Source organism: Streptomyces sp. NPDC029296 (assembly GCF_055569255.1).
The window spans coordinates 111,872-138,435 of record NZ_JBVHXT010000009.1; the positions used below are offsets into that span (position 1 = coordinate 111,872).

The 26,564-nt window shown below is 73.2% G+C and carries 23 protein-coding genes and 1 pseudogene; 6 read left to right on the top strand and 18 right to left on the bottom strand.

What is annotated here, in order from left to right; all coding sequences use genetic code 11:
- Positions 1–32: 32 nt before the first annotated feature.
- The 3 genes from ACZ4W9_RS10350 to ACZ4W9_RS10360 form a co-directional block, all read right to left on the bottom strand.
- A complete protein-coding gene (locus ACZ4W9_RS10350) occupies positions 33–851 on the bottom strand; it encodes an NAD(P)H-binding protein (protein ID WP_467934573.1) in 819 nt (272 codons plus the stop codon).
- A 125-nt stretch (positions 852–976) separates the two neighbouring features.
- A complete protein-coding gene (pepN, locus tag ACZ4W9_RS10355; protein ID WP_467934575.1) occupies positions 977–3,469 on the bottom strand; it encodes an aminopeptidase N in 2,493 nt (830 codons plus the stop codon).
- Between the two features lie 114 nt (positions 3,470–3,583).
- Entirely contained in the window at positions 3,584–3,946 is a 363-nt protein-coding gene (locus ACZ4W9_RS10360; protein WP_467934697.1) for a chorismate mutase, read from the bottom strand.
- Positions 3,947–4,153: 207 nt separating this feature from the next.
- On the opposite strand from ACZ4W9_RS10360, the pseudogene ACZ4W9_RS10365 reads away from it, so the two are divergent.
- Positions 4,154–4,558 (top strand): annotated as a pseudogene (locus tag ACZ4W9_RS10365) (beta-galactosidase); the annotation flags it as partial.
- Positions 4,559–4,698: 140 nt separating this feature from the next.
- Positions 4,699–5,580, top strand: coding sequence for a hypothetical protein (locus ACZ4W9_RS10370; protein ID WP_467934576.1), 882 nt, complete (start codon positions 4,699–4,701; stop codon positions 5,578–5,580).
- Positions 5,581–5,649: 69 nt separating this feature from the next.
- Here ACZ4W9_RS10370 and ACZ4W9_RS10375 read toward each other — a convergent pair whose 3' ends face one another.
- Positions 5,650–5,988, bottom strand: a complete 339-nt coding sequence (locus ACZ4W9_RS10375; RefSeq protein ID WP_467934577.1) for a MerR family transcriptional regulator — start codon at positions 5,986–5,988, stop codon at positions 5,650–5,652.
- A gap of 59 nt (positions 5,989–6,047) precedes the next feature.
- Here ACZ4W9_RS10375 and ACZ4W9_RS10380 point away from each other — a divergent pair, with 59 nt between their 5' ends.
- Positions 6,048–6,920, top strand: coding sequence for an aldo/keto reductase (locus ACZ4W9_RS10380; protein WP_467934579.1), 873 nt, complete (start codon positions 6,048–6,050; stop codon positions 6,918–6,920).
- A 128-nt stretch (positions 6,921–7,048) separates the two neighbouring features.
- Here ACZ4W9_RS10380 and ACZ4W9_RS10385 read toward each other — a convergent pair whose 3' ends face one another.
- The 3 genes from ACZ4W9_RS10385 to ACZ4W9_RS10395 all read right to left on the bottom strand — a co-directional run bounded on the left by ACZ4W9_RS10385 (position 7,049) and on the right by ACZ4W9_RS10395 (position 14,287).
- The gene (locus ACZ4W9_RS10385; protein ID WP_467934581.1) at positions 7,049–8,512 is read right to left on the bottom strand and encodes a glutamate synthase subunit beta; all 1,464 of its coding nucleotides are present in this window, start codon (positions 8,510–8,512) and stop codon (positions 7,049–7,051) included.
- A complete protein-coding gene (gene gltB, locus ACZ4W9_RS10390; protein ID WP_467934698.1) occupies positions 8,505–13,016 on the bottom strand; it encodes a glutamate synthase large subunit in 4,512 nt (1,503 codons plus the stop codon). The genes ACZ4W9_RS10385 and gltB overlap by 8 nt, the downstream gene beginning before the upstream one ends.
- Positions 13,017–13,555: 539 nt before the next feature.
- Positions 13,556–14,287 carry a VIT1/CCC1 transporter family protein gene (locus ACZ4W9_RS10395; RefSeq protein WP_467934582.1) on the bottom strand — a complete coding sequence of 244 codons (732 nt, stop codon included), beginning with the start codon at positions 14,285–14,287 and terminating at the stop codon, positions 13,556–13,558.
- Positions 14,288–14,563: 276 nt separating this feature from the next.
- Here ACZ4W9_RS10395 and ACZ4W9_RS10400 point away from each other — a divergent pair, with 276 nt between their 5' ends.
- Entirely contained in the window at positions 14,564–15,946 is a 1,383-nt protein-coding gene (locus tag ACZ4W9_RS10400; RefSeq protein ID WP_467934583.1) for an ADP-ribosylglycohydrolase family protein, read from the top strand.
- The gene (rbsK, locus tag ACZ4W9_RS10405) at positions 15,943–16,836 is read left to right on the top strand and encodes a ribokinase (RefSeq protein ID WP_467934585.1); all 894 of its coding nucleotides are present in this window, start codon (positions 15,943–15,945) and stop codon (positions 16,834–16,836) included. Before ACZ4W9_RS10400 ends, rbsK begins: the two co-directional genes overlap by 4 nt.
- A gap of 120 nt (positions 16,837–16,956) precedes the next feature.
- On the opposite strand, the gene lgt is transcribed toward rbsK, so the two are convergent.
- From lgt to hisI, 11 genes are all read right to left on the bottom strand, one after another.
- Complete coding sequence (gene lgt, locus ACZ4W9_RS10410) at positions 16,957–17,898, bottom strand: prolipoprotein diacylglyceryl transferase (protein WP_467934586.1); 942 nt, start codon at positions 17,896–17,898, stop codon at positions 16,957–16,959.
- 82 nt (positions 17,899–17,980) lie between these two features.
- On the bottom strand, positions 17,981–18,754 hold the full coding sequence (locus ACZ4W9_RS10415) for a DsbA family protein (RefSeq protein WP_467934587.1): 774 nt from the start codon (positions 18,752–18,754) through the stop codon (positions 17,981–17,983).
- A gap of 110 nt (positions 18,755–18,864) precedes the next feature.
- Positions 18,865–19,683: a tryptophan synthase subunit alpha gene (trpA, locus tag ACZ4W9_RS10420; protein WP_467934589.1), complete on the bottom strand. Its 819-nt coding sequence runs from the start codon at positions 19,681–19,683 to the stop codon at positions 18,865–18,867.
- Positions 19,680–20,963: a tryptophan synthase subunit beta gene (trpB, locus tag ACZ4W9_RS10425; RefSeq protein WP_467934590.1), complete on the bottom strand. Its 1,284-nt coding sequence runs from the start codon at positions 20,961–20,963 to the stop codon at positions 19,680–19,682. Before trpB ends, trpA begins: the two co-directional genes overlap by 4 nt.
- A 106-nt stretch (positions 20,964–21,069) precedes the next feature.
- Positions 21,070–21,237, bottom strand: a complete 168-nt coding sequence (gene trpM, locus ACZ4W9_RS10430; protein WP_467934592.1) for a tryptophan biosynthesis modulator TrpM — start codon at positions 21,235–21,237, stop codon at positions 21,070–21,072.
- A 20-nt stretch (positions 21,238–21,257) separates the two neighbouring features.
- Positions 21,258–22,067 carry an indole-3-glycerol phosphate synthase TrpC gene (gene trpC, locus ACZ4W9_RS10435; protein WP_467934593.1) on the bottom strand — a complete coding sequence of 270 codons (810 nt, stop codon included), beginning with the start codon at positions 22,065–22,067 and terminating at the stop codon, positions 21,258–21,260.
- 136 nt (positions 22,068–22,203) lie between these two features.
- Positions 22,204–22,713 (bottom strand): DUF2752 domain-containing protein, encoded by a 510-nt coding sequence (locus ACZ4W9_RS10440; RefSeq protein WP_467934594.1) that lies wholly within the window; start codon positions 22,711–22,713, stop codon positions 22,204–22,206.
- 101 nt (positions 22,714–22,814) lie between these two features.
- Positions 22,815–23,072 carry an HGxxPAAW family protein gene (locus tag ACZ4W9_RS10445; RefSeq protein WP_467934700.1) on the bottom strand — a complete coding sequence of 86 codons (258 nt, stop codon included), beginning with the start codon at positions 23,070–23,072 and terminating at the stop codon, positions 22,815–22,817.
- Between the two features lie 138 nt (positions 23,073–23,210).
- Complete coding sequence (locus ACZ4W9_RS10450; RefSeq protein WP_467934596.1) at positions 23,211–23,849, bottom strand: TIGR02234 family membrane protein; 639 nt, start codon at positions 23,847–23,849, stop codon at positions 23,211–23,213.
- 52 nt (positions 23,850–23,901) lie between these two features.
- Positions 23,902–25,380 carry an anthranilate synthase component I gene (locus tag ACZ4W9_RS10455; RefSeq protein WP_467934597.1) on the bottom strand — a complete coding sequence of 493 codons (1,479 nt, stop codon included), beginning with the start codon at positions 25,378–25,380 and terminating at the stop codon, positions 23,902–23,904.
- A gap of 11 nt (positions 25,381–25,391) precedes the next feature.
- On the bottom strand, positions 25,392–25,793 hold the full coding sequence (hisI, locus tag ACZ4W9_RS10460; RefSeq protein ID WP_467934598.1) for a phosphoribosyl-AMP cyclohydrolase: 402 nt from the start codon (positions 25,791–25,793) through the stop codon (positions 25,392–25,394).
- Positions 25,794–25,923: 130 nt separating this feature from the next.
- Here hisI and ACZ4W9_RS10465 point away from each other — a divergent pair, with 130 nt between their 5' ends.
- On the top strand, positions 25,924–26,559 hold the full coding sequence (locus ACZ4W9_RS10465; protein WP_467934600.1) for a TIGR03085 family metal-binding protein: 636 nt from the start codon (positions 25,924–25,926) through the stop codon (positions 26,557–26,559).
- Positions 26,560–26,564 lie beyond the last annotated feature (5 nt).

Genomic DNA, 26,564 nt, shown 5'->3' on the forward strand with positions numbered 1-26,564 from the left:
CCGTGCCGGGAGGGACGGTGGGGGCCGGCCGGTCAGGCCCGGAAGTCCCCGGCGTGGTCGTGGGCCCAGCGGTCGAAGGCGCGGGCCGGGGTGCCGGTGATCTCTTCCACGGTGCCGGTGATCTCCGGGGGCACGCCGACGGTCTCCGCGAACGTCTCCAGCAGCCGGCCGAGCATCTGCGGCGGCACGAACGGGAACAGCTCCGGGCCGGCCTCGGCCGGGTCGACCTCCGCGAACGTCAGCTTCCTGCCGAGTGCGTCGCCGATGGCGGCGACCTGGCCGGCGTTGCTGATGGCCGCGGGTCCGGTCAGCCGGTGCGCGGCGCCCTCGTGGCCGTCGTCGAGCAGGACGCGCTCGGCCACGGCGGCGATGTCGTCCTCGTGGATGGGCGCGGACAGTCCGTCGGCGTAGACGCCGCGGACGGTGTCGCCGCCCGCGCGGATCTGCGGGGCGTACTGGAGCGCGTTGGTGGCGAAGGCGTTGGGCCGCAGGAAGGTCCAGGCGAGCCCGCTGTCGCGGATGTGCCGCTCGGCGGTGGCGTGCAGGACGTGGATGGGGTGGGTCGCGTCGGCGCCCTCCCGGACGAGGCCGCTGGAGAGCAGGACGGCGTGGCGCACGCCGTGTTCGCGGGCCGCCGCCAGCAGCGGGGCGGTGACGGCCTGGGCGTACAGGAAGAGTTTCGTGGCCCCGGTGAACAGGGCGGCGGGGTCCTCCGGGCGGAACCGCGCCACCTCGGCCCGCTCGGGCAGGGCGGCCCGCCGCGGGTCCCGGGTCAGGGCCCGGACGGAATGTCCCGCGGCGAGGAGTCGGTCGACGAGGGCGCGGCCTACGTTGCCGGTCGCTCCGGTCACTACGATCACGGTGCTGCCTCCAGGGCTCGGTCGATCGCTGACCGCCCGAGCCTAGGAAGTCCGGTCCGTCCGGCGCATCGTCGGCAGGGACCAGCCGCGCCCTACGTCGCCGGACGTACGCCTGCCTACCGGGTCGTGCGCACGCCGCGGACGCGCAGGGCGCGGGCGAGGTCGTCCAGGCGGTCGGCGAGGGTGCGGCGCAGCGCGGGGGTGAGGTCGCCGGCGCGCAGGCACTCCTCGCCGAGCCGCAGGTTCTCGGTGTCGACGGCGTGGGCGGGGAAGCACCAGCGGCCGGCGGCGACGGCGATGGCGGGGCCGCGGCGGGCGGCGACGGCGGCCACGTCGGTGTAGAAGCGGGGTACGTACGGGCGGACCAGCTCGGCCTGTTCGGGCTGCCAGAAGCCCTGGGCGGTGGCGGTGAAGAGGTAGTTGGACAGGTCGTCGCCGGCGAACATCGCCTCCCAGGCGGCGCGCTTGGCCTCCGGGTCGGGCAGTGCGGCGCGGCAGCGGGCGGCGCCCTCCCGGCCGGTGGCGCTCGGGTCGTTCGCCAGTTCGGCGGCGATGGCGGCCTCGTCGGTGGCGCCGAGGACGGCGAGCCGGGCGAGGACGCGCCAGCGCAGCTCCTGGTCGAGTTCCGGTCCGCCGGGCACGGTGTCGTCGGCGAGCCAGGCGGCGATGGGCTCGGGGTGGGCGGCCACGTCGATCAGGTGCCGTACGGCGATCAGCCGCAGGCCGGGGTGGTCGCCGTCCTCGGTGCGGCGCAGCAGGTCGCGGCAGAGGGAGGTGAGGGTGGCCAGGGCGGCCGGCCGGTCGGCCGGGGCGAGGTACTGCTCGGCGAGCTGGCCGGCGGCGAAGGCGAGGACGCCCTGGGCGACGGCCAGGTCGGTCTCGCGGGGCAGATGGGCGCGGGCCGTCTCCAGGTAGGCGGCGGGCGGGAGTTCGCCGTCGCGTACGGCGTCCCGGAGGGCGTTCCAGACGACCGCGCGGGTGAGCGGGTCGGGCAGTCCGGACAGTCCGGTGCGGAGGGTCTCGGCCGAGGCGGCGTCGAAGCGGATCTTGGCGTAGGTGATGTCGCCGTCGTTGAGGAGGACGAGGGCGGGGCGCTTGCCGATGGGCTGCGGGGCGGTCCGCGGGACGTCGAGGTCGACGCGCTCGCGGAGCACGAGGCGGCCCTCGTCGGCGATGTCGTGGTCGTACAGGCCGGCGGCGAGGCGGTGCGGGCGGCTGCCGGCGTGGTCGACGGTGAGCGCGCAGGTGCCGTCGGCGGCGGTGATCACCGGGGTGAGGGTGTCGACGCCGGTGGTGCGCAGCCAGCTGTCGGCCCAGGCGTGGACGTCGCGGTCGGTGGCCGAGGCGAGGGAGTCGATGAAGTCGGCGAGGGTGGCGTTGGCGAACTTGTGCCGGGCGAAGTGGGTGTTGATGCCGGCGAGGAAGTCCTTCTCGCCGAGCCAGGCGGCGAGCTGGCGCAGCGCGGAGGCGCCCTTGGCGTAGGAGATGCCGTCGAAGTTGAGCAGGGCGGAGGCCGTGTCGGGCACGTCGTCGGGGGCGACCGGGTGGGTGGTGGGCCGCTGGTCGGCGTCGTATCCCCAGGCCTTGCGGGTGACGCCGAACTCGGTCCAGGGGCCGGTGAACCGGGTGGCCTCGGCGGTGGTCTGGTAGCCCATGTACTCGGCGAAGGACTCGTTCAGCCAGATGTCGTCCCACCACTTGAGGGTGACGAGGTCGCCGAACCACATGTGGGCCATCTCGTGCGCGATGACCATGGCGCGGGTCTGCCGCTCGGTGTCGGTGACGGCGGAGCGGTAGACGAATTCGTCGCGGAAGGTGACCAGGCCCGGGTTCTCCATGGCGCCGGCGTTGAACTCGGGGACGAACGCCTGGTCGTAGGAGTCGAAGGGGTAGGGCTCCTCGAATTTCTCGTGGTAGCGGTCGAAGCAGGCGCGCGTGACGTCGAGGATCTCGTCGGCGTCGGTGTCGAGGTGGGGGGCGAGGGAGCGGCGGCAGTGGATGCCGAAGGGCAGGCCGCGGTGTTCGGTGCGCACCGAGTGCCAGGGGCCGGCGGCGACGGCGACCAGGTAGGTGGAGATCAGCGGGGTGGGGGCGGCCTGCCAGACGCCGTCGGCGCGGCGGGTGGTGATGCCGTTGGCGAGGACGGTCCAGCCTTCGGGCGCCTTGACCAGGACCTCGAAGACGGCCTTCAGGTCGGGCTGGTCGAAGGCGGTGAAGACGCGCTGGACGTCCTCCATGAACAGCTGGGTGTAGACGTACGTCTCGCCGTCGCTGGGGTCGGTGAAGCGGTGCATGCCCTCGCCGGTGCGGGAGTAGCGCATGGCGGCGTGGACGCGCAGCTCGTGTTCGCCGGCGGTGAGGTTCTTCAGCGGCAGCCGGTTCTCGGTCAGCGTCCGCGGGTCGAGCGGCTGTCCGTCGAGCGTGACGCTGTGCAGCTCGGCGGGCTTGAGCTCGACGAACGTGTCCCCGTCGGACCGGGCGGTGAACCGGATCGCGGTACGGGAGTCGAAGGTCTCGTCACCGGTGGTCAGGTCGAGTTCGACCGTGTACCGGTGGACGTCGAGGATCTCTGCTCGGAGCTGCGCTTCATCGCGCGTGAGTACGGACATGGAGGCCATGCTGCCTGATGGGACCGGCAGCGCACAGGGCGGAGGGGTACATCGCCTTCGTCTCCCGTGCGCGCCCGGTCCGGCCGCCGTCCCGTGGTCCGGTGCGGCGCCTGGTCAGTCGCCCGCCGGGGCGTCGTGCGCGGGTTGTCCGCCCTGGCTGTGCTCGGCGATCCGCTCGTGGTGGCGGATCACCTCGGCGATGATGAAGTTGAGGAACTTCTCGGCGAAGGCGGGGTCGAGCTTGGCGTTCTCGGCGAGGCGGCGCAGCCGGGCGATCTGCCGGGCCTCGCGGGCCGGGTCGGCGGGCGGCAGCTGGTGCAGCGCCTTGAGCCGGCCCACCTGCTGGGTGGCCTTGAAACGCTCGGCGAGCATGTGGACGACGGCCGCGTCGATGTTGTCGATGCTGTCGCGCAGCCGCTCCAGTTCCTGGCGGACCTCGGGGTCCGTGGCACCGGGGCCGGTGTTGCTGGTGGTCATGGGGGCCAACCCTATGCGCTGCGCCGGACGCGTCCACGGGGTGTCCGAGGACTGGATCAGCGGCGGATCGCCGGGGTCGGGGACGCGGTCGCTCCAGCCGCCGGGCACGGTACGGCCCTGCTGGGCGCGGAAGCGTACGGGGGCGAGGCCGACGCGCCGGGTGAACAGCCGGGAGAAGTAGGCGTCCATGGCGCCGGGTGCCGGTAGGGGGCGAGGGTGGGGCGGACGGACGGGTCGCGGCGCATCACCGGCGGCGTCCTGCACGAGCGGCGGTATCTGCACGGGGTGCGTGCGCGGGGGCTGGATCTGGACGCGTTCGCCGACGGCGTGGCCGCGGTGCCCTTCGGCCCGCCGCCCGGCAGGCACGCGCCGGGGCTGTACCGGGGCTCGGTCACGGTCCGGGGGGCCGGCGACGCCCGCCTGGAGCTGCCCGGCCGGACGCGCGGGTTCGCCTGGATCAACGGCTTCAACCTGGGCCGTTACTGGTCGGTGGGCCCCCAGCGGTCGCTGTATGTGCCCGGCCCGGTGCTGCGGGAGGGTGAGAACGAGGTGTGGGTGCTGGACCTGGACGCGGGGGATCCGGACGCGGGTCCTCCGCGTCTGCTGCCGGTGGAGGGCCGGGCGGGCGGCGGCACGGCCGCTACGGCCGCCGCGGGTGCCGTCGCCCGGCCCGCCGTCGCGCGTCCCCGTTCGCCGAGGCTGCCGCCCGCCTACAGTGGAGGGGGGTTCCGGTGGCTTCAGGGGGTGCCGGCGTGGGCGATGGCGGACCGGTCGAGCACGGCTACCCGCATCTGGAGACGGTGCGGGCCGCCGTCACCGCGCTGTACCGGCGGCTGTCGCGCGACACCATCGAGACGTTCCCGGTCAGCGTGGCCCCCGCCGACGTGGCGTTCGGCGGCACCGACGACCTGCACCTGGGCGCGCAGCGGGTGGCCCGGGAGATCGTGCGGCACTTCCGGCTGCCGGACGCGCGGCTGATCGTCGGCTTCCGGGAGATGACCCACGCGGCGAACGTCGAACTGGCGGCGGGCCCCGAGTACTTCGTGGAGCTGAACGACCGGTTCCGCACCCACCGCGCCGACATCGGGGCGGCCCTCGCCCACGAGGTGGCGCACGTCTATCTGCAGCGCCTGGGTCTCGCCTTCCCCACGACGGCGGAGAACGAGATCCTGACGGACACGGTGACCACGTACCTGGGAGCGGGCTGGCTGCTGCTGGACGCCTACCGGGAGGACGCGGTCTCCTGCCGGAAGCTCGGCTATCTCACCCCGGAGGAGTTCGGGTACGTCCTGGCCAAGCGGGCGCTGCTGTTCGGCGAGGACCCGTCGCCGTGGTTCACCAGCCCGCAGGCCTTCACCGCCTACGCCAAGGGCAGGGACCGGGCCCGCCGGGACGGGCGGCAGCCGCCGCTGGCCGCCGCCGGCTGGGCGGGCCGCCGCCGCTACGCCCACGACCGCCGGCACGCCGGCGGCGGCCCGCCGGCCACCGCCTACGCCTTCGCCGCCGACCCCGCCGGCGGACTGCGGGTCTCCTTCCCCTGCCCCACCTGCCACCAGCGGATCAGGGTGCCGGTGCGGGGGCGGGTACGGGCCCGGTGCGGGCTGTGCCGGACGGTGCTGGAGTGCGACACGTAGCCTTCCGTCACCCGGGGCTTCTTCCTGGTCGGCACGCATGCCCGGGCCCCGGGCCGCGCCGAAGGGGTCCTAGGAGGCGGTCAGCAGCCGGGTCAGCGAGGCGCGGGAGCCCTCCAGGCGGGCGATGCGCTCCTCGATGCCGTGCAGCTGCTCCACCAGCACGGGGGTCAGGCACGGCTCGACCTCGGCCTCGCCGCCGCACACGCAGTCCAGGACCTCGCGGATGACCCGGGTGGGCAGTCCGGCGTCCAGGAGGGTGCGGATCCGGCGTACGGTCCGGGGAGCCGTGTCGTCGTACACGCGCTGCCCGCCGGGGGTGCGGTCGGCGACGAGCAGGCCCTGCTCCTCGTAGTACCGCAGCAGCCGGACGCTCACGCCGGTCGCGCGGGCCAGCTCCCCGATTCTCATGTGATCCCCCTCACATCCGCTTGAAGCTCACATCCATGTCAGCTCCTAGCGTCACAGCCATGACGAACCCGACTGTATTCCGCATCGGCGGCGACCTGGAGGTACGGCGGATCGGCTACGGCGCGATGCGCCTGGCGAACGCCCCGCACGAGCGGTCCGGCACGACCGCGCCCATCTGGACCGCCCCCACCGACCGCGCCGACGCCGTACGGCTGCTGCGCCGGGCCGCCGAGCTGGGCGTGAACCTCTTCGACACCGCCGACGCCTACGCGCTGGGCGCCAACGAGGAGTTGCTGGCCGAGGCGCTGCACCCGTACCGCGACGGCATCGTGATCGCCACCAAGGCCGGCGTGCTGCGGCCGAGCCCCACGGAGTGGATCACCCACGGGCATCCGGCGTACCTGCGCCAGCAGGCCGAGCTGAGCCTGCGCCGGCTGCGCACCGACCGCATCGACCTGTTCCAGCTGCACCGCGTCGACCCCGCCTATCCGCTCGCGGACCAGATCGGCGCCCTCAGGCAGCTCCAGGAGGAGGGCAAGGTGCGGCACATCGGGCTGTCGGAGGTGTCGGTCGAGGAGCTGACCGCCGCCTCGGCGATCGCGCCGGTCGCCAGTGTGCAGAACGTGTACAACCTGGCGACCCGGGACCACGACCCGGTGATCGACCACACCGCCGAGGCCGGCATCGCCTTCCTGCCGTACTTCCCGGTGGCCATGGGCGCGCACGCCGCCGCCGACGGGCCGCTCGCCGCCGTCGCCGCCGAACTCGGCGCCACCCGCGCGCAGACCGCCCTCGCCTGGCTGCTGCACCGCGCGCCGAACGTCGTCCCGATCCCCGGCACCTCCTCCCCCGCCCACCTGGCGGAGAACACCGCCGCGCTCGGACTCGCCCTCGGAGAGGAGCAGTTCAAGCGGATCGACGCGGGGGCGTGAGGCCCGGGCGGACATGCAACGACGCCTGCCCAGTGTCCGGTCGGGGACAGGCGGGCAGGCGCCGTCTGTGTTCCGTACGCCTTTGTACGTAACGTCTGTTGCGGACCTCGGGTCCGGTGGGTCGCGCGTCAGACCGCCAGGGCGCGGTCCGTCGGGCGGATCGGGGCCGGCAGGTCGCTGGCCCCGGTCAGGTAGCGGTCGACTCCGCGGGCGGCCGAGCGGCCCTCCGCGATCGCCCAGACGATCAGGGACTGGCCGCGGCCGGCGTCGCCGGCGACGAACACACCCGGCACGTTGGTCTGGAAGTCGGCGTCGCGGGCGATGTTACCCCGTGCGTCGAGGTCCAGACCAAACTGCTCGACCAGGCCGTTCTCCCGGTCGGTGCCGGTGAAGCCCATGGCGAGGGTGACCAGCTGGGCCGGGATCTTCCGCTCGGTGCCGGGCTTCGCGGTCAGCTTGCCGTCGACGAACTCCACCTCGGTGAGGTGCAGCCACTGGACGTTGCCGTCCTCGTCGCCCTCGAAGTGGGTGGTGGAGACGGAGTAGACCCGCTCGCCGCCCTCCTCGTGGGCCGAGGTGACCTTGTAGAGCATCGGGAAGGTCGGCCAGGGCTGGTTCACCGGGTGCCGCTCGTCGCCCGGGCGGGGCATGATCTCCAGCTGGGTGACGGAGGCCGCGCCCTGCCGGTGGGCGGTGCCGACGCAGTCCGCGCCGGTGTCGCCGCCGCCGATGACGACGACGTGCTTGCCCTCGGCCGAGACGGGCGCCACCACGTAGTCGCCCTCCTGCACCTTGTTGGCCAGGGGCAGGTACTCCATGGCCTGGTAGACGCCCTTCAGCTCCCGGCCGGGAACGGGAAGGTCGCGGGCGGTCGTGGCGCCGGCGGCGATCACGATCGCGTCGTACCGCTTCTTCAGGTCGGTCGCCTTGATGTCGCGGCCGATCTCCACACCGGTACGGAAGCGGGTGCCCTCCGCGCGCATCTGCTCGATGCGGCGGTTGATGTGCCGCTTCTCCATCTTGAACTCGGGGATGCCGTACCGCAGCAGGCCGCCGACGCGGTCGGCGCGCTCGTAGACGGCGACCGTGTGGCCGGCCCGGGTCAGCTGCTGGGCGGCGGCCAGGCCCGCCGGGCCCGAGCCGATGACCGCGACCGTCTTGCCGGACAGGCGCTCGGGGATCTGCGGGGCGACGTCCCCGGTCTCCCACGCCTTGTCGATGATCGAGACCTCGACGTTCTTGATGGTGACCGGCGGCTGGTTGATGCCGAGCACGCACGCCGACTCGCACGGGGCCGGGCAGAGGCGGCCGGTGAACTCCGGGAAGTTGTTGGTCGCGTGCAGCCGCTCGGAGGCGGCGCCCCAGTCCTCGCGGTAGGCGTAGTCGTTCCACTCGGGGATCAGGTTCCCCAGCGGACAGCCGTTGTGGCAGAACGGGATGCCGCAGTCCATGCAGCGGCCGGCCTGCTTGCTGATGATCGGCAGCAGGGAGCCGGGGACGTAGACCTCGTTCCAGTCCTTGACCCGCTCGGCGACGGGGCGGGTCTTGGCGACCTCACGGCCGTGGTTCAGGAAGCCCTTCGGGTCAGCCATTGATCGCCGCCTCCATCATCTTCTCGGTGATCTCGGTCTCGGAGAGACCGGCTCGCTCGGCGGCGTCCTTGGCGGCGAGCACTGCCTTGTACGTGCTGGGGATGATCTTGCTGAAGCGCTCCACGGCCGTGTCCCAGCCGGCCAGCAGCTTCGCGGCGACGGTCGAGCCGGTCTCCTCGGCGTGGCGGCGCACCACGTCGTGCAGCCACTGCTTGTCCGTCTCGTCGAGCGCCTCGACCGAACCGGCGTTGCCGGCGTTGACGTGGTCGCGGTCGAGGTCGACGACGTAGGCGATGCCGCCGGACATGCCCGCCGCGAAGTTGCGGCCGGTCGGGCCGAGGACGACCGCGTGACCGCCGGTCATGTACTCGCAGCCGTGGTCGCCCACGCCCTCGGAGACGACCAGCGCGCCGGAGTTGCGGACGCAGAACCGCTCACCGGTACGGCCGCGCAGGAACAGCTCGCCGCCGGTGGCGCCGTAGGCGATGGTGTTGCCCGCGATGGTCGAGTACTCGGCGAGGTGGTCGGCGGCCCGGTCCGGGCGGACGACGATCCGGCCGCCGGACAGGCCCTTGCCGACGTAGTCGTTGGCGTCGCCCTCCAGGCGCAGCGTGACGCCGCGCGGCAGGAACGCGCCGAAGGACTGGCCGGCGGAGCCGGTGAAGGTGATGTCGATGGTGTCGTCGGGCAGGCCCGCCCCGCCGAACTTCTTCGTCACCTCGTGGCCGAGCATGGTGCCGACCGTGCGGTTGATGTTGCGGATGGCGACCTGGGCGCGCACCGGCTGGGCCTCGGTCGCGTCGTCCGCGGCCAGGGCGTCGGCGGCGAGCTTGATCAGCTCGTTGTCCAGGGCCTTCTCCAAGCCGTGGTCCTGGGCGGCGATCTGGTGGCGGACGGCGCCCTCGGGCAGGTCCGGCACGTGGAACAGCGGCTCCAGGTCCAGGCCCTGCGCCTTCCAGTGGCCGACCGCGCGCTCGACGTCCAGCACCTCGGCGTGGCCGACGGCCTCCTCGATGGAGCAGAAGCCCAGCTCGGCCAGCAGCTCGCGGACCTCCTCGGCGATGAACTTGAAGAAGTTCACCACGTACTCGGCCTTGCCGGCGAAGCGGTCGCGCAGCACCGGGTTCTGGGTGGCGATACCGACCGGGCAGGTGTCCAGGTGGCACACGCGCATCATCACGCAGCCGGAGACGACGAGCGGGGCGGTCGCGAAACCGAACTCCTCGGCGCCGAGCAGCGCGGCGATGACCACGTCCCGGCCGGTCTTCAGCTGACCGTCGGTCTGGACGACGATCCGGTCGCGCAGCCCGTTCAGCAGCAGCGTCTGCTGGGTCTCGGCCAGGCCCAGCTCCCAGGGGCCGCCCGCGTGCTTGAGGGAGGTCAGCGGGGAGGCGCCGGTGCCGCCGTCGTGGCCGGAGATCAGCACCACGTCCGCGTGCGCCTTGGACACGCCGGCCGCGACCGTGCCGACGCCGACCTCGGAGACCAGCTTCACGTGGACCCGGGCCCGCGGGTTCGCGTTCTTCAGGTCGTGGATCAGCTGGGCCAGGTCCTCGATGGAGTAGATGTCGTGGTGCGGCGGCGGGGAGATCAGGCCGACGCCCGGCGTGGAGTGCCGGGTCTTCGCGACCCACGGGTAGACCTTGTGGCCGGGCAGCTGGCCGCCCTCGCCGGGCTTGGCGCCCTGGGCCATCTTGATCTGGATGTCGTCCGCGTTGACCAGGTACTCGGAGGTCACGCCGAAGCGGCCGGAGGCGACCTGCTTGATGGCGCTGCGCCGCGCGGGGTCGTACAGGCGCTCGGGGTCCTCGCCGCCCTCACCGGTGTTGGACTTGCCGCCCAGCTGGTTCATGGCGATGGCGAGGGTCTCGTGCGCCTCCTTGGAGATGGAGCCGTACGACATGGCGCCGGTGGAGAAGCGCTTGACGATCTCGCTCACCGGCTCGACCTCGTCGACCGGGATCGGCGCGCGGCCGGACTTGAAGCCGAACAGGCCGCGCAGCGTCATCAGGCGCTCGGACTGCTCGTTCACCCGGGAGGTGTACTTCTTGAAGATGTCGTAGCGGCCGGTCCGCGTGGAGTGCTGGAGGCGGAAGACCGTGTCCGGGTCGAACAGGTGCGGTTCGCCCTCGCGGCGCCACTGGTACTCGCCGCCGATGTCCAGCGCGCGGTGTGCCGGGGCGATGCCGGAGGCCGGGTAGGCCTTGGCGTGGCGGGCGGCGACCTCCTCGGCGATGACGTCGATACCGACGCCGCCGATCTTGGTGGCGGTGCCGTTGAAGTACTTCGTCACGAAGCCCTCGTCCAGGCCGACGGCCTCGAAGACCTGGGCGCCGCGGTAGGAGGCGACGGTGGAGATGCCCATCTTGGACATGACCTTCAGCACGCCCTTGCCGAGGGCGTAAATCAGGTTCTTGATGGCCTGCTCGGGCTCCAGGCCGTTGAGGAAGGTGCCCGCGCGCAGCAGGTCCTCCACCGACTCCATCGCCAGGTACGGGTTGACGGCGGCGGCGCCGTAGCCGATGAGCAGGGCGACGTGGTGGACCTCGCGGACGTCGCCGGCCTCGACCAGCAGGCCCACGTGGGTGCGCTGCTTGGTGCGGATGAGGTGGTGGTGGACGGCCGCGGTGAGCAGCAGCGACGGGATCGGCGCGTGCTCGGCGTCGGAGTGGCGGTCGGACAGGACGATCAGCCGGGCGCCGTTCTCGATGGCGGCGTCGGCCTCGGCGCAGATCTCCTCGATGCGGGCGGCCAGGGCGTCGCCGCCGCCGGAGACCCGGTACAGACCGGAGAGCGTGGCGGCCTTGAAGCCGGGCATGTCGCCGTCGGCGTTGATGTGGATGAGCTTGGCCAGCTCGTCGTTGTCGATCACCGGGAAGGGCAGCACGACGGACCGGCAGGAGGCGGCGGTCGGCTCCAGCAGGTTGCCCTGCGGGCCGAGCGCGCTGCGCAGGGAGGTGACCAGCTCCTCGCGGATCGCGTCCAGCGGCGGGTTGGTGACCTGCGCGAACAGCTGGGTGAAGTAGTCGAAGAGCAGCCGCGGGCGCTCGGACAGGGCCGCGATCGGGGAGTCCGTGCCCATGGAGCCGATCGGCTCGGCGGCGGTGCGGGCCATCGGGGCGAGGATGACGCGCAGCTCTTCCTCGGTGTAGCCGAAGGTCTGCTGGCGGCGGGTGACCGAGGCGTGGGTGTGGACGATGTGCTCGCGCTCGGGCAGGTCGCCCAGCTCGATCTCGCCGGCCTCCAGCCATTCGGCGTAGGGCTTCTCGGCCGCGAGGGACGCCTTGATCTCGTCGTCCTCGATGATGCGGTGCTCGGCGGTGTCGACGAGGAACATCCGGCCGGGCTGCAGGCGGCCCTTGCGGACGACCTTGGCCGGGTCGATGTCGAGGACGCCGACCTCGGAGCCGAGGACGACGAGGCCGTCGTCGGTGACCCAGTAGCGGCCGGGGCGCAGGCCGTTGCGGTCGAGCACGGCGCCGACCTGGGTGCCGTCGGTGAAGGTGACGCAGGCGGGGCCGTCCCAGGGCTCCATCATCGTGGAGTGGTACTGGTAGAACGCGCGCCGGGCCGGGTCCATGGAGGCGTGGTTCTCCCACGCCTCCGGGATCATCATCAGCACGGAGTGCGGCAGCGAACGGCCGCCCAGGTGCAGCAGCTCCAGGACCTCGTCGAAGGAGGCGGAGTCGGAGGCGTCCGGGGTACAGACCGGGAAGAGGCGGTCCAGCTTCTCCTGCGGGCCGAACAGGTCGGAGACCAGCTGGGACTCGCGGGCCACCATCCAGTTGCGGTTGCCCTTGACGGTGTTGATCTCGCCGTTGTGCGCGACGAACCGGTACGGGTGCGCGAGCGGCCACGACGGGAAGGTGTTGGTGGAGAACCGGGAGTGCACGAGCGCGATCGCGGAGGCGAAGCGGCGGTCGGACAGGTCCGGGAAGAAGGGTTCGAGCTGGCCGGTGGTCAGCATGCCCTTGTAGACGATGGTCCGCGCGGACAGGGAGGGGAAGTACACCCCGGCCTCGCGCTCGGCGCGCTTGCGCAGCACGAACGCCTTGCGGTCCAGGGCGATGCCCTCGCTGGCCCGGTCGGTCACGAAGACCTGCCGGAACACCGGCATGGTGGAGCGGGCGGTGGCGCCCAGCAGCTCGGGGGCGACCGGGACCACGCGCCAGCCGAGGACCGTCAGGCCCTCCTCGGCGGCGATCGTCTCGATCCGTGAGACGGCGTCCTCGGTTCCCTCCTCCGGCAGGAAGGCGATGCCTACCGCATAGGAACCGGCGGCGGGAAGGTCGAATCCGGCCACATCACGGAGGAAGGCGTCCGGCACCTGGGAGAGGATGCCCGCACCGTCGCCGGAGTCCGGCTCGGAGCCGGTGGCGCCGCGGTGCTCCAGGTTGCGCAGGACGGTGAGCGCCTGCTCGACCAGGGTGTGGGAGGCCTCGCCGGTAAGAGTGGCGACGAAACCGACGCCGCACGCGTCGTGTTCGTTGCGGGGGTCGTACATACCCTGCGCAGCAGGGCGAGCATCCATGAACGACCAGTTTCGGCCGTTCGTGGAGTGCTGGGACGGCTGGCGCGGCGTACGCATCGGCTCTCCCGTCGTCGTCATGTGGCATGTGGCAGGTGCCGAGGGACGACGTTGGCCCTCTGCGTGAGATCTTCGGTGAGATCAAAATTTCGTGCAGGTTACATGATGGAGCGGTTCCCGGGAACCGGATACTTCGTTCCAGCATGCGGACGCCGCGGTGGCGGCGGAGGTGCCGCGCGGGCGCGGCGAACGCCGTGCGGTGACGGCTCGGGTGCCGTACGAGGACGGCGGTGCCGTGCGGTGACGGCGACGTCGTGGGGGGACCGTGACGGACACGATCGGTCGGATCGGCGTCCGGCGGCCCTGGGGGGCCGGGGAGGGCTTCATCGCCCGCCCCGCGAGGGCGCGGCAGGCGTCATTGCCCACAGCGCTTACGGCTCATGCCCCGTGGCAAAGCAGTCGAAACCAGTGAGTAACGGGTATCTATGCGGCCCATCGCATAAGTACCGGTCGGCCTATCCTACGGCCGTACCGAACAGGTTGCCCAGGGCGTACGTCACACCGGCCGCCGCACCGCCCAGCGCGAGCTGCCGCAGACCGCTGAACCACCAGGCCCGCGCGGTCACCTTGGCCACGACGGCACCGCAGGCGAAGAGCCCGGCGAGGGCGAGCAGCACGGCGGGCCACAGCGCGGTCGCGCCGAGCAGGAACGGCAGGACGGGCAGCAGGGCGCCGAGGGCGAAGGACCCGAACGAGGACACGGCGGCGACCAGCGGGGAGGGCAGGTCACCGGGATCGATGCCCAGTTCCTCGCGGGCGTGGATCTCCAGGGCCTGCTCGGGATCCCTGGACAGCTGCCGGGCGACCTGCCGGGCCAGGTCCGGCTCGACCCCGCGGGCGACGTACAGCGCGGCCAGTTCCGCCTCCTCGTCCTGCGGGTGCCTGCGCAGCTCACGGCGCTCGACGTCCAGCTCGGCCTCGACCAGTTCGCGCTGGGAGGCGACGGAGGTGTACTCGCCGGCCGCCATGGAGAAGGCACCGGCCGCGAGACCGGCGAGGCCGGTGATGACAATGGTGTGCGGGCTCACGGAGCCGCCGGCCACACCGGTCATCAGGGCGAGGTTGGAGACCAGGCCGTCCATGGCGCCGAAGACGGCGGGCCGCAGCCATCCCCCGCTGACGTCACGGTGGGTGTGGTTGTCGCGGTGCGCTTCGTGCAGCGCGGCCTCGGTTTCGATGATCGCCATGCGGGCCCCCAGGAAAGCTTAGCCAAAGCTAACTTTGGACGAGTTCTACTTTTCGACAGATCCAAACCTACGCCTTCGCGCGACCCCTCGCCAGCAAGGAAAGGCTGTGCTAAGCGAGGCCCCGGGGCGCGTCGGCACCCTCCCGTGGGACACATCCGCAAAGAGGCCCGTACGACCCACCACAGGCTGGATGATTCGGGGCATGACACCCACAGCGGAACAAAGCAACGACCACGACGCGCACGGACGGGTGGGCACCGCGTTCGGAGGCCGCCCGTGCTCCGTCTGACCTGGGTCCAGCCGGAGGACCTGCTCGGCCACGAACTGCGCCAGGCCCGGCTGGACGGGCGCGAGCCCAAGGCGGTCGAGGCGCGCTGGCGGGCGGCCGGCGGCCCCCAGGCGCCGGGGGCCGGCCCGGAGGCGCCGGGGCGGGCGGGCGCCTCGGCGCACGGGGTCTCCCGCTATCTGCGTCTGCTGGCGGCGGACCTGCTCGACGAACTCGCCGACCTGCCCGGCCGGTTCGCCGAGGACGAGCCGACCGACCTGGCCCGCGTCAAGTCCCTGTGCCCCGACTGGCCCGCGCGCCGTCCCGCCACCGCGCCCGGTCCGCGCGCCCTCGAAGCCGCCTGGCTCGGCCGGGCCGCCGGCCGCCTCCTCGGCAGGCCCGTCGGGCAGCTCCCCCCCGACGGCGTCCGCGCCCTCGCCGAGGCGGCCGGGAACCGGCCGCTCACCGGCTACTTCACCGCCCGGGGCGTCCCCGCCGAACTGCTCGCCGCCCACCCCTGGGACCCCCGCTCCGCCGCCACCTGCCTCGCCGAGAACATCGACGGCATGCCCGAGGACGCCGACCTCGACCACCTGCTCCTCAACCTCCTGCTGCTGCGGCGCCACGGACGCCGCTTCTCCACCGACGACGTGGCCCGGCTCTGGCTCGACGCGCTCCCGCCCGGCCGCACCCGCGCCGCCGAGCGCCTCGCCTACCGCAATCTGCTCTGCGGCATCGAGCCCCCGCACACCGCCCGCCACCGCAACCCGTTCCGCGAGTGGACCGGCGCGCTGGTCCGCGCCGACGCGCACGGCTGGACCAACCCCGGCGACCCGGCCGCCGCCGCCGAACAGGCGCACCGGGACGCGGTCCTCAGCCACACCGCCAACGGCGTCTACGCGGCGATGTTCACCGCCGCCGTCATCGCCACCGCCGCCCCGGGCACCCACGACGTCCACGCCTGTCTGCGGGCCGGCCGCGCGGTGGTCCCGCCCCGCTCCCGGCTGGCGGCGGCCGTCGACCACGCCGTCGCGCTGGCCCGCCGCAGCGCGGACTTCGAAGACGTCGTGGACGCGCTCCACGCCCGCTACACGGTCACCCACCACCGGGCCCACGCCGTCCCCGCCACCGCGCTGATCGCCGCCGCGCTCACCCACGCCGACGGCGACTTCTCCGGCTCCGTCTGCCGTGCCGTCTCCGGCGGCTGGGGCACGGGCTCCGCCGGCGCGACGGCCGGCAGCGTCGCCGGGCTGCTCGCCGGCGCCCCCGGCGCGCTCCCCGACCGCTGGCGGGCCCCGCTGAAGAACCGGCTCGCCAGCACCCTCGCCGAGTTCGACGGCACCGGTTTCGACACCCTCGCCCACCTCACCCGTCTGGAGGCGATCCGCTCATGACCCATATCGCGGTCCTCGGCAGCACCAACATGGACCTCGTCACCTATGTCGACCGGGCACCCCGGCGCGGGGAGACCGTGACCGGGCGGGAGCTGGGCACGGTGCCCGGCGGCAAGGGCGCCAACCAGGCCATCGCCGCGGCCCGCGCCGGCGCGACCGTCTCGATGATCGGCGCGGTGGGCACCGACGCCCACGGCGCGCGGCTGCGCGACACCCTCGAACACTCCGGGGTGGACACCGACTTCCTGCGCACGGTGGAGGGTCCCTCCGGCACCGCGCACATCGTGGTGGACGCCGAGGGCGGCAACGCGATCGTCGTCATCCCCGGCGCCAACGGCACCATCGACCACCTCTCCCCCGGCGACGAGGGGGTGATCGCCACCGCCGACGCGCTGCTGCTGCAACTGGAGATCCCGCTCGCGGCGGTCGTCGCGGGCGCGCAGGCCGCCCGCCGGCACGGTGTCCGTACGGTGCTCACCCCGTCCCCGGTCCGGCCGCTGCCGCCCGAACTGCTGCGCGCCGTCGACCTGCTGGTGCCGAACGAGTACGAGGCGCTCACCCTGACCGGCCGCACCGGCCCGCGCGAGGCGGCGGCGGCCCTGCTGGAGCGGGTGCCGGAGGTCGTCGTCACCCTGGGCGCGACGGGCTGCCTGTACCTGTCCCGGGGTACCGAGCCGCTCGTGGTCCCCGCGCCCCGGGTGACCGCCGTCGACTCCACCGGAGCGGGTGACACCTTCGTCGGCGCGCTCGCCGTGGCCCTCGCCGAGGAGAGACCGGTACGCGAGGCTCTGACCTGGGCCGCCGCCGCGGCCTCGATCTCCGTCGAGCGGCAGGGAGCGTCCGCGTCGATGCCGTACCGCCCGGAGATCGAGGCCCGCTACAGCACCTGAACAGCCGCCCGCCGACGGGTGCGACGACCGGACCGGCCCCGCGACGGAGTGCCCCCCTCCCGGAACACGCCGAGGGCGCCCGGAACACTCCGGGCGCCCTCGAAGGCGTGGAACCGGCGGTCAGACCTTCTTGGCCGACTCCGCCTCGTCGTCCGGCGACTTCTCCGGCGGCTCCTCGGCGTCCTGGGGCTTCTTCTCCTCGCCCTCCGCGACCGCCTCCGTCTCCCCGGCCGGACCGGCGGAGGCGACCGCGGGTTCGACCACGGCCTCCCGGCCCGGCCGCTTCTTCCCCGACACCACGATGTACGCCACCGCCAGCAGGAAGACGATCAGGGCGGTCCAGACGTTGAGGCGGATGCCCAGGATGTGGTGGGCGTCGTCCACGCGCAGGTATTCGATCCAGGCGCGGCCCGCGCAGTACGCGGCGACGTACAGGGCGAACGCCCGGCCGTGCCCCAGCTTGAAGCGGCGGTCCGCCCAGATCACCAGCAGGGCGACGCCGACGCACCACAGGGATTCGTAGAGGAACGTCGGGTGGTAGTACCCGGGCACCCGGCCGCCCTCGGCGGAGGTGATGTGCAGCGCCCAGGGAACGTGGGTCTCCCGGCCGTACAGCTCCTGGTTGAACCAGTTGCCCCAGCGGCCGACGGCCTGCGCGAACGCGATGCCGGGTGCCACGGCGTCGGCGTAGGCGGGCATGGGGATGCCCCGGCGCCGCGCGCCGATCCACGCGCCGAGCGCGCCGAGCGCGATGGCGCCCCAGATGCCCAGGCCGCCCTCCCACACCTTGAAGGCGTCCACCCAGTCACGGCCCTCGCTGAAGTACAGCTCGTAGTCCGTGATCACGTGGTAGAGCCGGCCGCCGACCAGGCCGAACGGCACGGCCCAGACGGCGATGTCGGCGACCGTGCCGGACTGCCCGCCGCGGGCGATCCAGCGCTTGTTGCCGAGCCAGACGGCAACGAAGACGCCGATGATGATGCAGATGGCGTAGCCGCGCAGCGGGATGGGGCCGAGGTACAGCACCCCGTGCGACGGGCTGGGGATGTAGGCAAGGTTCATGGCAGGTCCGACGCTACCGTGCCGGGCCGTGGGGACGGCAAGCAGCCCGGCTACGGGTCCATAACGGGGCGGGGTGAAACGCTCAGCCCCGGTCGGCCGCCTCCACCATCTGCTTGAGCTTGGCCGGGGTCATCGTGCGGTCCTGGTAGATGTTCTTGCCGCCGAGCAGCACCGTCGGTGTGCCGCCGAAGTCGCCGGACTTGAACGCCTGGTGGGACTTGTCCACCCAGCCGTCGTGCGTGCCGTTCTTCACGCACGTGCGGAAGGCGGGCGTGTCCAGGCCCTTCACCTTGCCGGCCAGCCGGATCAGCGTGTCGTTGTCCGCGAAGGCGTCGTCGGTCTCCTTGGGCTGGCCGGCGAACAGCACGTCGTGGTAGTCACGGAACTTCCCGGCGTCCTGGGCGCAGGCCGCGGCGTTGGCGGCGCGCAGCGAACCGGTGCCGCCGAGGTTGCCGTCGATCAGCCGGACCAGGTGGTACTCGACCCTGAGCTTGCCGGCGTCGGCGAGTTCGTGCAGCGTCGGCCGGTACGCCACCTCGAAGGCCTGGCAGGCCGGGCAGCGGAAGTCCTCCCAGACGGTGAGCGTCGACTTGGCGCCGTCCTCGCCGACCGGGATGGCGAGGCTGTCCTTGCCCTGCGCGCCCGAGGGGGCCACGGCCGGGCCCGCGTCGGTGCTCTTGTCCTTGCCGGCGTTCGCGGCGACGACGCCGATCACCGCCGCCAGGCCCAGGACGCAGACGACGCTCGCGCCCACGATCAGCGCCCGCCGTCGCTTGTCCGCGGACCTCTGCTTCTCGCGCTCGACCGCCAGCCGCTCCCGGGCGGTGCGCTTTCCGTCACGGTTCTTCTCGCTCACACCCCCAGAACGAACCGGGGAGGCGCAGCGCGCCTCCCCGGTCCGAGGTCCACCCGTTCGAGTGACCGAATCATGCGGTACGGGACACGGCGGTCCCGCGTGCCCGTCCGTCACGCCTGTCCGCGCACGCCCTTCGCCAGGTCCCCGGCCAGCTCGCGGACCGCCGCGAGACCGGAGGCGTGGTCGGGCGCGTCCAGCATCCGCTTCACGAACGCCGAGCCGACGATCACACCGTCGGCGAAGCCGGCGACCTCGGCGGCCTGGGCCCGGTTGGAGACGCCGAGGCCGACGCAGACGGGCAGGCCGGTGCCGGTCGCGCGGGTGCGCCGGACCAGGTCCTGGGCCTGCTCGCCGACGGACTCGCGGGTGCCGGTGACGCCCATGAGGGAGGCGGCGTAGACGAAACCGCTGCCCGCCGCGGTGATCTCGGCGAGCCGCGTGTCCTTGCTGCTCGGCGCCACGACGAAGATCGTCGCCAGGCCGTGTTTCTCGGCGTGCTCGCGCCAGAGCGCCGACTCCTGCACCGGCAGGTCGGGCAGGATGCAGCCGGCACCACCCGCCTCGGCCAGCTCGGCGGTGAAGCGCTCGACGCCGTAGCGGTCGATGGGGTTCCAGTAGGTCATGACCAGGATCGGCTTCCCGGTGGCCTGGTACGCCTCGCGGACCGTGCGCATCACGTCGGCGATCCGCACGCCGCCGCGCAGGGCGATGTCGTCCGCGGTCTGGATGACCGGGCCGTCCAGGACCGGGTCGCTGTGCGGCAGGCCGACCTCGACCACGTCCGCGCCGCCCTCCAAGACGGCCTTGACCGCGTCGATGCCGCCGTCCACGGTCGGGAACCCGGCCGGGAGGTAGGCGATGAGCGCGGAGCGGCCCTCGGCCCGGGCGCCCGCGAGGGTGTCCGACAGCAGCTGGATGTTCCCGCTCACTTGGCGTCCCCCTCGATCTCGGCGGTGTCGGCGGCGTCGGCCGCGACCTCGGCGTCGGTGTCGTACAGGCCGAAGTAGCGCGCGGCGGTGTCCATGTCCTTGTCGCCGCGGCCGGACAGGTTGACGACGATCAGGCCGTCCTGGCCCAGTTCCCGGCCGACCTCCAGGGCGCCGGCCAGGGCGTGGGCGCTCTCGATGGCCGGGATGATGCCCTCGGTGCGCGACAGCAGGCGCAGTGCCCGCATCGCCGCGTCGTCGGTGACCGCGCGGTACTCGCCGCGGCCGGAGTCCTTGAGGTAGGAGTGCTCCGGGCCGATGCCCGGGTAGTCCAGGCCGGCCGAGATGGAGTACGGCTCGGTGATCTGGCCCTCGTCGTCCTGGAGGACGTAGGAGCGGGAGCCGTGCAGGATGCCGGGCTCGCCGGCGGTGAGGGTGGCCGCGTGCTCGCCGGTCTCGACGCCGTGGCCGGCCGGCTCGCAGCCGATCAGGCGGACGCCCTCGTCGGGGATGAAGGCGTGGAAGAGGCCGATGGCGTTGGAGCCGCCGCCGACGCAGGCGACGGCCGCGTCCGGGAGGCGCCCGGCGCGCTCCAGCAGCTGGCGGCGGGCCTCGACGCCGATGACCCGGTGGAAGTCGCGGACCATGGCCGGGAAGGGGTGCGGGCCGGCGACCGTGCCGAACAGGTAGTGGGTGTGGTCGACGTTGGCGACCCAGTCCCGGAACGCCTCGTTGATGGCGTCCTTCAGGGTGCGGCTGCCGGACTTCACGGCGACGACCTCGGCGCCGAGCATGCGCATCCGGGCCACGTTCAGGGCCTGCCGCCGGGTGTCGACCTCGCCCATGTAGATGGTGCAGTCCAGGCCGAACAGCGCGCAGGCGGTGGCCGTGGCGACGCCGTGCTGGCCGGCTCCGGTCTCGGCGATGACCCGGGTCTTGCCCATGCGCTTGGTGAGCAGGGCCTGGCCGAGCACGTTGTTGATCTTGTGGGAGCCGGTGTGGTTGAGGTCCTCGCGCTTGAGGAACACGCGGGCGCCGCCGGCATGTTCGGCGAAGCGGGGGACCTCGGTGAGCGCCGACGGGCGGCCGGTGTAGTGGACCAGCAGGTCGTCGAGTTCGCGGGCGAACCCGGGATCCTGCTTGGCCTTGTCGTACTCGACGGCGACCTCGTCCACGGCGGCGACGAGGGCCTCCGGGATGAACTTGCCGCCGAACGCGCCGAAGTAGCCTTCGGGCGTGGGGACCTGACCCTCCGGGTCGGGGATGAAGAACTCGCTGGGCATGCGGATACCTCACGGTGAGTTTCGTGGGAAAACTGATCGCCGTGGGGGCTCGGGTCGTCTGTCGGCTGCGTGCCGTGCGTGGCGTGTCGCGCAGTTCCCCGCGCCCCTAAGGGGCACGGTGCCATCGACGCCCGTTCACCTGCCCGGGTTCGGCACCGATGACGTACCTCACCCGGCGGCCGTGGACGCGGCGCGCGGGCGCGCGGCAGCCGCGCGGACGGCAGCCGCGCGCCAGGCGCGCGTGCCGGTCCGGGGTCGTCGTGGTGAAAGTCATCGGCGCCAGCCTAGCGGGATTCAGCCGCGGCCGTGGCGCAGTGCCGGGTGTTCGCCCGCCGCCACCAGGTCGGCCACGGCCGCCTTCGGGTCGCGGCCGGTGACCAGGGACTCGCCGACCAGGACGGCGTCGGCGCCGGCGTTGGCGTAGGCGATCAGGTCGTGCGGGCCGCGCACGCCGGACTCGGCGATCTTCACCAGGTGGTCGGGGATCTCCGGGGCGACCCGCTCGAAGGTGCCGCGGTCGACCTCCAGCGTCTTCAGGTTGCGCGCGTTGACGCCGATGACCTTGGCGCCCGCGTCCACCGCCCGCTCGACCTCGTCCTCGTCGTGGACCTCGACGAGCGGGGTCAGGCCGATGGACACCGCGCGCTCGATCAGCGACTCCAGGGCCGGCTGGTCGAGGGCGGCCACGATCAGCAGCGCGAGGTCGGCGCCGTACGCGCGGGCCTCCCACAGCTGGTACGACGTGACGATGAAGTCCTTGCGCAGCACCGGGATGTCCACGCGGGCGCGCACGGCCTCCAGGTCGGCGAGCGAGCCGCCGAAGCGGCGCTGTTCGGTGAGGACGGAGATGACGGACGCGCCGCCCGCCTCGTAGTCCGCGGCGAGTGCGGCCGGGTCGGCGATGGCGGCCAGCGCGCCCTTGGAGGGGCTGGAGCGCTTGACCTCGCAGATCACCTTGACGCCGTCGCCCTTGAGCGCGGCCACCCCGTCCTTGGCGGCGGGGGCCTTGGCCGCGCGCTCCTTGAGCTCGTCGAGGCTGACGCGTGCCTGCCGCTCGGCGAGGTCGGCACGGACTCCGTCGATGATCTCGTCGAGCACACTCACGCGAGCGGCCCCCTTCCAGACGGTGGTTCCTTCGGGCTCTGAAAGCCGTGGTCAATGCGATGGTATCCGCCGCGGTGCGGTGGCCTCGCATCCGGTTGACGGCGGTCCCACTCCGTGGACATCCGTCCCGGGCGCGTCACGGGCGGAGCCAGCCGCCGAACGGCAGGTTCCTGAGCACGGTGAACGCCAGCAGCAGGACGCCGACGGTCCACAGGTGCGCGGGGCCGGCGCCGGAGCCGGTGCGCGGCGGCCGGCCGCGCGCGGCGCGCGCGATCCAGAGGGTCCACAGTACGGCGAAGCCCAGGTAGGCGGCCACGGCCGCGGCGTTGTCGCGCAGCGCGGTGAGCAGGTCGCCGTGGGCGAACGCGTGCGCGCTGCGGAGCCCGCCGCAGCCCGGGCAGTACAGGCCGGTGAGCAGGTACAGCGGGCAGACCGGATAGTGGCCGGGTTCGTTCGGGTCGACCGCGCCGACGTACCCGAAGGCCCCGGCCACGGCCGCGAACACCCCGACGGGTACGGCGAGCCGCCGAGACGGGGACGCGGGAGCCGGCGCCGGGCGCGGTGGGCCGAGGGGGGCGGGGGGTGGCGCGGGGCGGGGGGCGCCGCGGGGCGCCTCCGACGGGAGGGCACGGCTGTCGGCGTTCACGCGGGCATTCTGCCCCGCCCGGTGCGGGACCGCCCGCCGGGAACGCGAAAGGCGGTCCGCATCGCCTGGGATGCCGGACCGCCTGTCGGAAGAGCCCGGGCTCAGTGGCCCGCGGTGGCCGGCTCGGGGGTCGCGGCGGTCCGCCGCACGGCGTGGTTCTGCTTCGGCTGGCCGAGGCCCATGGCGCGCATGATGCCGCCGACCACGCCGCCGAGGACCGTGAGCACCATGCCGGCCCAGAAGCCGGCGGGCTGGGCCATCACCATGAAGGCGCCCGCGACGCAGAAACCGATGAAGGCGATGATGCTTCCGGTCCAGGCGGCCGGGGTGTGACCGTGGCCGTGGCTGCTGCCCGCCATGACTTGCTCCTCGTTGTTGCTCATGTACGTGTCGTACCTACGCGTCGTACGCTCGCCGTCCATTGTCGCGTAGCCCCGGGCGCGCCGGACGCGGGGGTGGCGTCTGGTTCGCCACACCGCCGGGGCGGCCGTGACCGCTCAGGCGCCGGTCGGGTCCTCGCCCCGGTCCAGGGCCTTCCAGATCTCCTCGGGGCGCTCCGGGTCGGCCGGGCGGGCGGTGCGCCGGGGGCGGGCGGCGCCGCGTTCGTACCGGCCGGACATCGCCGGCCACAGGCGGCCGTAGCGCAGGGCGAGCAGGCCGGCGAGCAGGATCAGCAGCCCGCCGGCGGCCGCGACGTACGGCCATCCGGTGTGGGTGAGCGCGTGGACCGTGGCGGAGCTGTCGCCGCTGACCTCGGCGGCCCGCTCGTCGAGCGCGGAGCCGTCGGAGACGGCCGCCAGGGCGGCTGCGGCGATGCCGGCGCCGGACAGCGCGAGCAGCCCGGAGACGACGAGGCGGCCGGCCCGGCGGACGGCGAAGACCGCGACGAGCGCGGCGAGGCCCACTATGGCGAGGGCCGCGGGGACGCCCGTGACGTCGCTGCCCTTGGCCGTCAGCGGGAACGCGCCGCCGGCCACCGTCGCGGTGCCGTCCGCCCAGCGCTGCCGGGTCGCGAGCAGCGTCACGGCCGCGCCGAGGGCGCCGAACAGCAGGGCCGCGGCGAGGCTCCGCCGGCCGGACCGGGCGGGTGCGGCGGCTTCGGTACGAGGGGGAGGTACGGCAGTCACGTACTCCACTATCGCCTGCACCCCGGGCGAACCGTCACCCGGGGTTGCTATGAGAAGCGCCCTATCGCCCGAGGCGGTTCGCCGTGTGCACCGCCCGCAGCACCGCCGCCGCCTTGTTGCGGCACTCCTGGTCCTCGGCGACCGGGTCGGAGTCGGCGACGACGCCCGCGCCGGCCTGGACGTACGCGGTGCCGTCGCGCAGCAGCGCCGTACGGATGGCGATGGCGGTGTCGGAGTCGCCGGCGAAGTCCAGATAGCCGACGCAGCCGCCGTACAGGCCGCGCCGGGAGGGCTCCAGTTCGTCGATGATCTGCATCGCGCGGGGCTTGGGGGCGCCGGACAGGGTGCCGGCCGGGAAGCAGGCGGTGAGCACGTCGAAGGCGGTGCGGCCGGGGGCGACCCTGCCGGTGACGGTGGAGACGATGTGCATCACGTGCGAGTAGCGCTCGATGGACATGAAGTCGACCACCTCGACCGAGCCGGGCTCGCAGACCCGGCCGAGGTCGTTGCGGCCGAGGTCGACCAGCATCAGGTGCTCGGCGCGTTCCTTGGGGTCGGCGAGCAGTTCCTCGGCGAGCGCCTGGTCCTCCTGCGGGGTGGCCCCGCGGTGCCGGGTGCCGGCGATGGGGTGGACCATCGCGCGCCCGTCCTCCACCTTCACCAGCGCCTCCGGGGAGGAGCCGACGACGTCGAAGCCGTCGAGGCGGAAGAGGTACATGTACGGCGAGGGGTTGGTGGCCCGCAGCACCCGGTAGACGTCCAGGGCGCTCGCCGTGCACGGGGTCTCGAAGCGCTGGGAGGGCACGACCTGGAAGGCCTCGCCCGCGCGGATGCGCTCCTTGATGTCCTCCACGGCCCGCTGGTAGTCGGGGCCGCCCCAGCGGGCGGTGTACTCGGGCAGGGCGGAGGGCGGCAGGTGGGCCGGGGGCTGGGCGACCGGGCGGGAGAGGTCGGCCTCCATGGCGTCCAGGCGGGCCACGGCGTCCGCGTAGGCCTCGTCGACGCCGGTGTCCAGGTCGTTGTGGTTGATCGCGTTGGCGATCAGCAGGACCGAGCCCTCCCAGTGGTCCATCACGGCGAGGTCGCTGGTCAGCAGCATGGTCAGCTCGGGCAGCCGCAGCTCGTCGTGCTCGCCGGGGCCGATCTTCTCCAGGCGGCGGACGATGTCGTAGCCCAGATAGCCGACCATGCCGCCGGTGAAGGGCGGCAGGCCCTCCTGGTGCGGGGTGTGCAGGGTCTGGAGGGTGGCGCGCAGGACGGCGAGGGGGTCGCCGTCCGTGGGGACGCCGACGGGCGGGGTGCCGATCCAGTGGGCCTGCCCGTCGCGGGCGGTGAGGGTGGCGGCGCTGCGGACCCCGACGAAGGAGTACCGGGACCAGGAGCGGCCGTTCTCCGCGGACTCCAGCAGGAAGGTGCCGGGGCGTTCGGCGGCGAGCTTGCGGTAGAGCGCGACCGGCGTGTCGCCGTCGGCGAGGAGCTTGCGGGTGACCGGGATGACGCGCCGGTCGCCGGCCAGCTTGCGGAAGGTCTCGAGATCCATGGCGGCTGACCTTACTGAGCGGACGCCGGAGCGGCGGAATCCGCGTCCTTCAGGAGCACGTCCTCGTCGAAGCAGGTGCGTGCGCCGGTGTGGCAGGCGGCGCCCACCTGGTCGACCCTGACCAGGAGGGTGTCGCCGTCGCAGTCCAGGGCGACCGACTTGACCCGCTGGACGTGGCCGGAGGTGTCACCCTTGACCCAGTACTCCCGGCGGCTGCGCGACCAGTAGGTGCAGCGGCCGGTGGTGAGCGTGCGGTGCAGTGCCTCGTCGTCCATCCAGCCGAGCATGAGCACCTCGCCGGTGTCGTACTGCTGGGCGATGGCGGGGACGAGCCCGTCGGCGCTGCGCTTGAGCCGCGCGGCGATCTCCGGGTCGAGGCTGCTGGGCCGGGGGCTGCCGGTCGTACTGGTCATGCGTGCCATTGTGCCGCGCCGCGCCGGCAGCGGGCCCGGCGCGTCCACGGGGCGGTCACGGGGGCACCGCAGGCGCCCCGCCCGGGGGCGACGGGTGGGCGGGGCGATCACCTGGTCGTAGGCTGGCTTCATGTCGACCTTCGCCAAGCGTGAACGGCTGTTGCTCGCCGATCTCTTGGAAACCGCCGGTCCGGACGCCGAGACCCTCTGCGCGGGCTGGCGGACCCGGGACCTCGCCGCGCACGTGATCGTGCGCGAGCGCCGCCCGGACGCGGCGGGCGGCACGCTGGTGAGGCAGCTCGCGCCGCGCCTGGAGAAGGTGATGGCCGAGTACACCGCGAAGCCGTACGAGGAGCTGATCCGGCTGATCCGCACCGGGCCGCCGCGGTTCTCGCCGTTCCAGCTCAAGCAGGTCGACGAGGCGGCCAACATCATCGAGTTCTACGTCCACACGGAGGACGTCCGCCGCGCCCAGCCGGACTGGACCCGGCGCGAGCTGGACCCGGTGTTCCAGGACGCCCTGTGGTCGCGGCTGGAGCGGGCCGCGCGGCTGCTGGGCAAGGGCGCTCCGACGGGGCTGGTGCTGCGCCGCCCGGACGGGCAGACGGTGGTGGCGCACCGGGGGACGCCGGTGGTCACGGTGACCGGTGAGCCGTCGGAGCTGCTGATGTTCGCGTACGGGCGGCAGAGCGCGGCCAGGGTGGAGCTGGACGGGGACGGGGACGCGATCGACCGGTTGCACGCGTCGAAGCAGCTGGGCATCTGACGGGG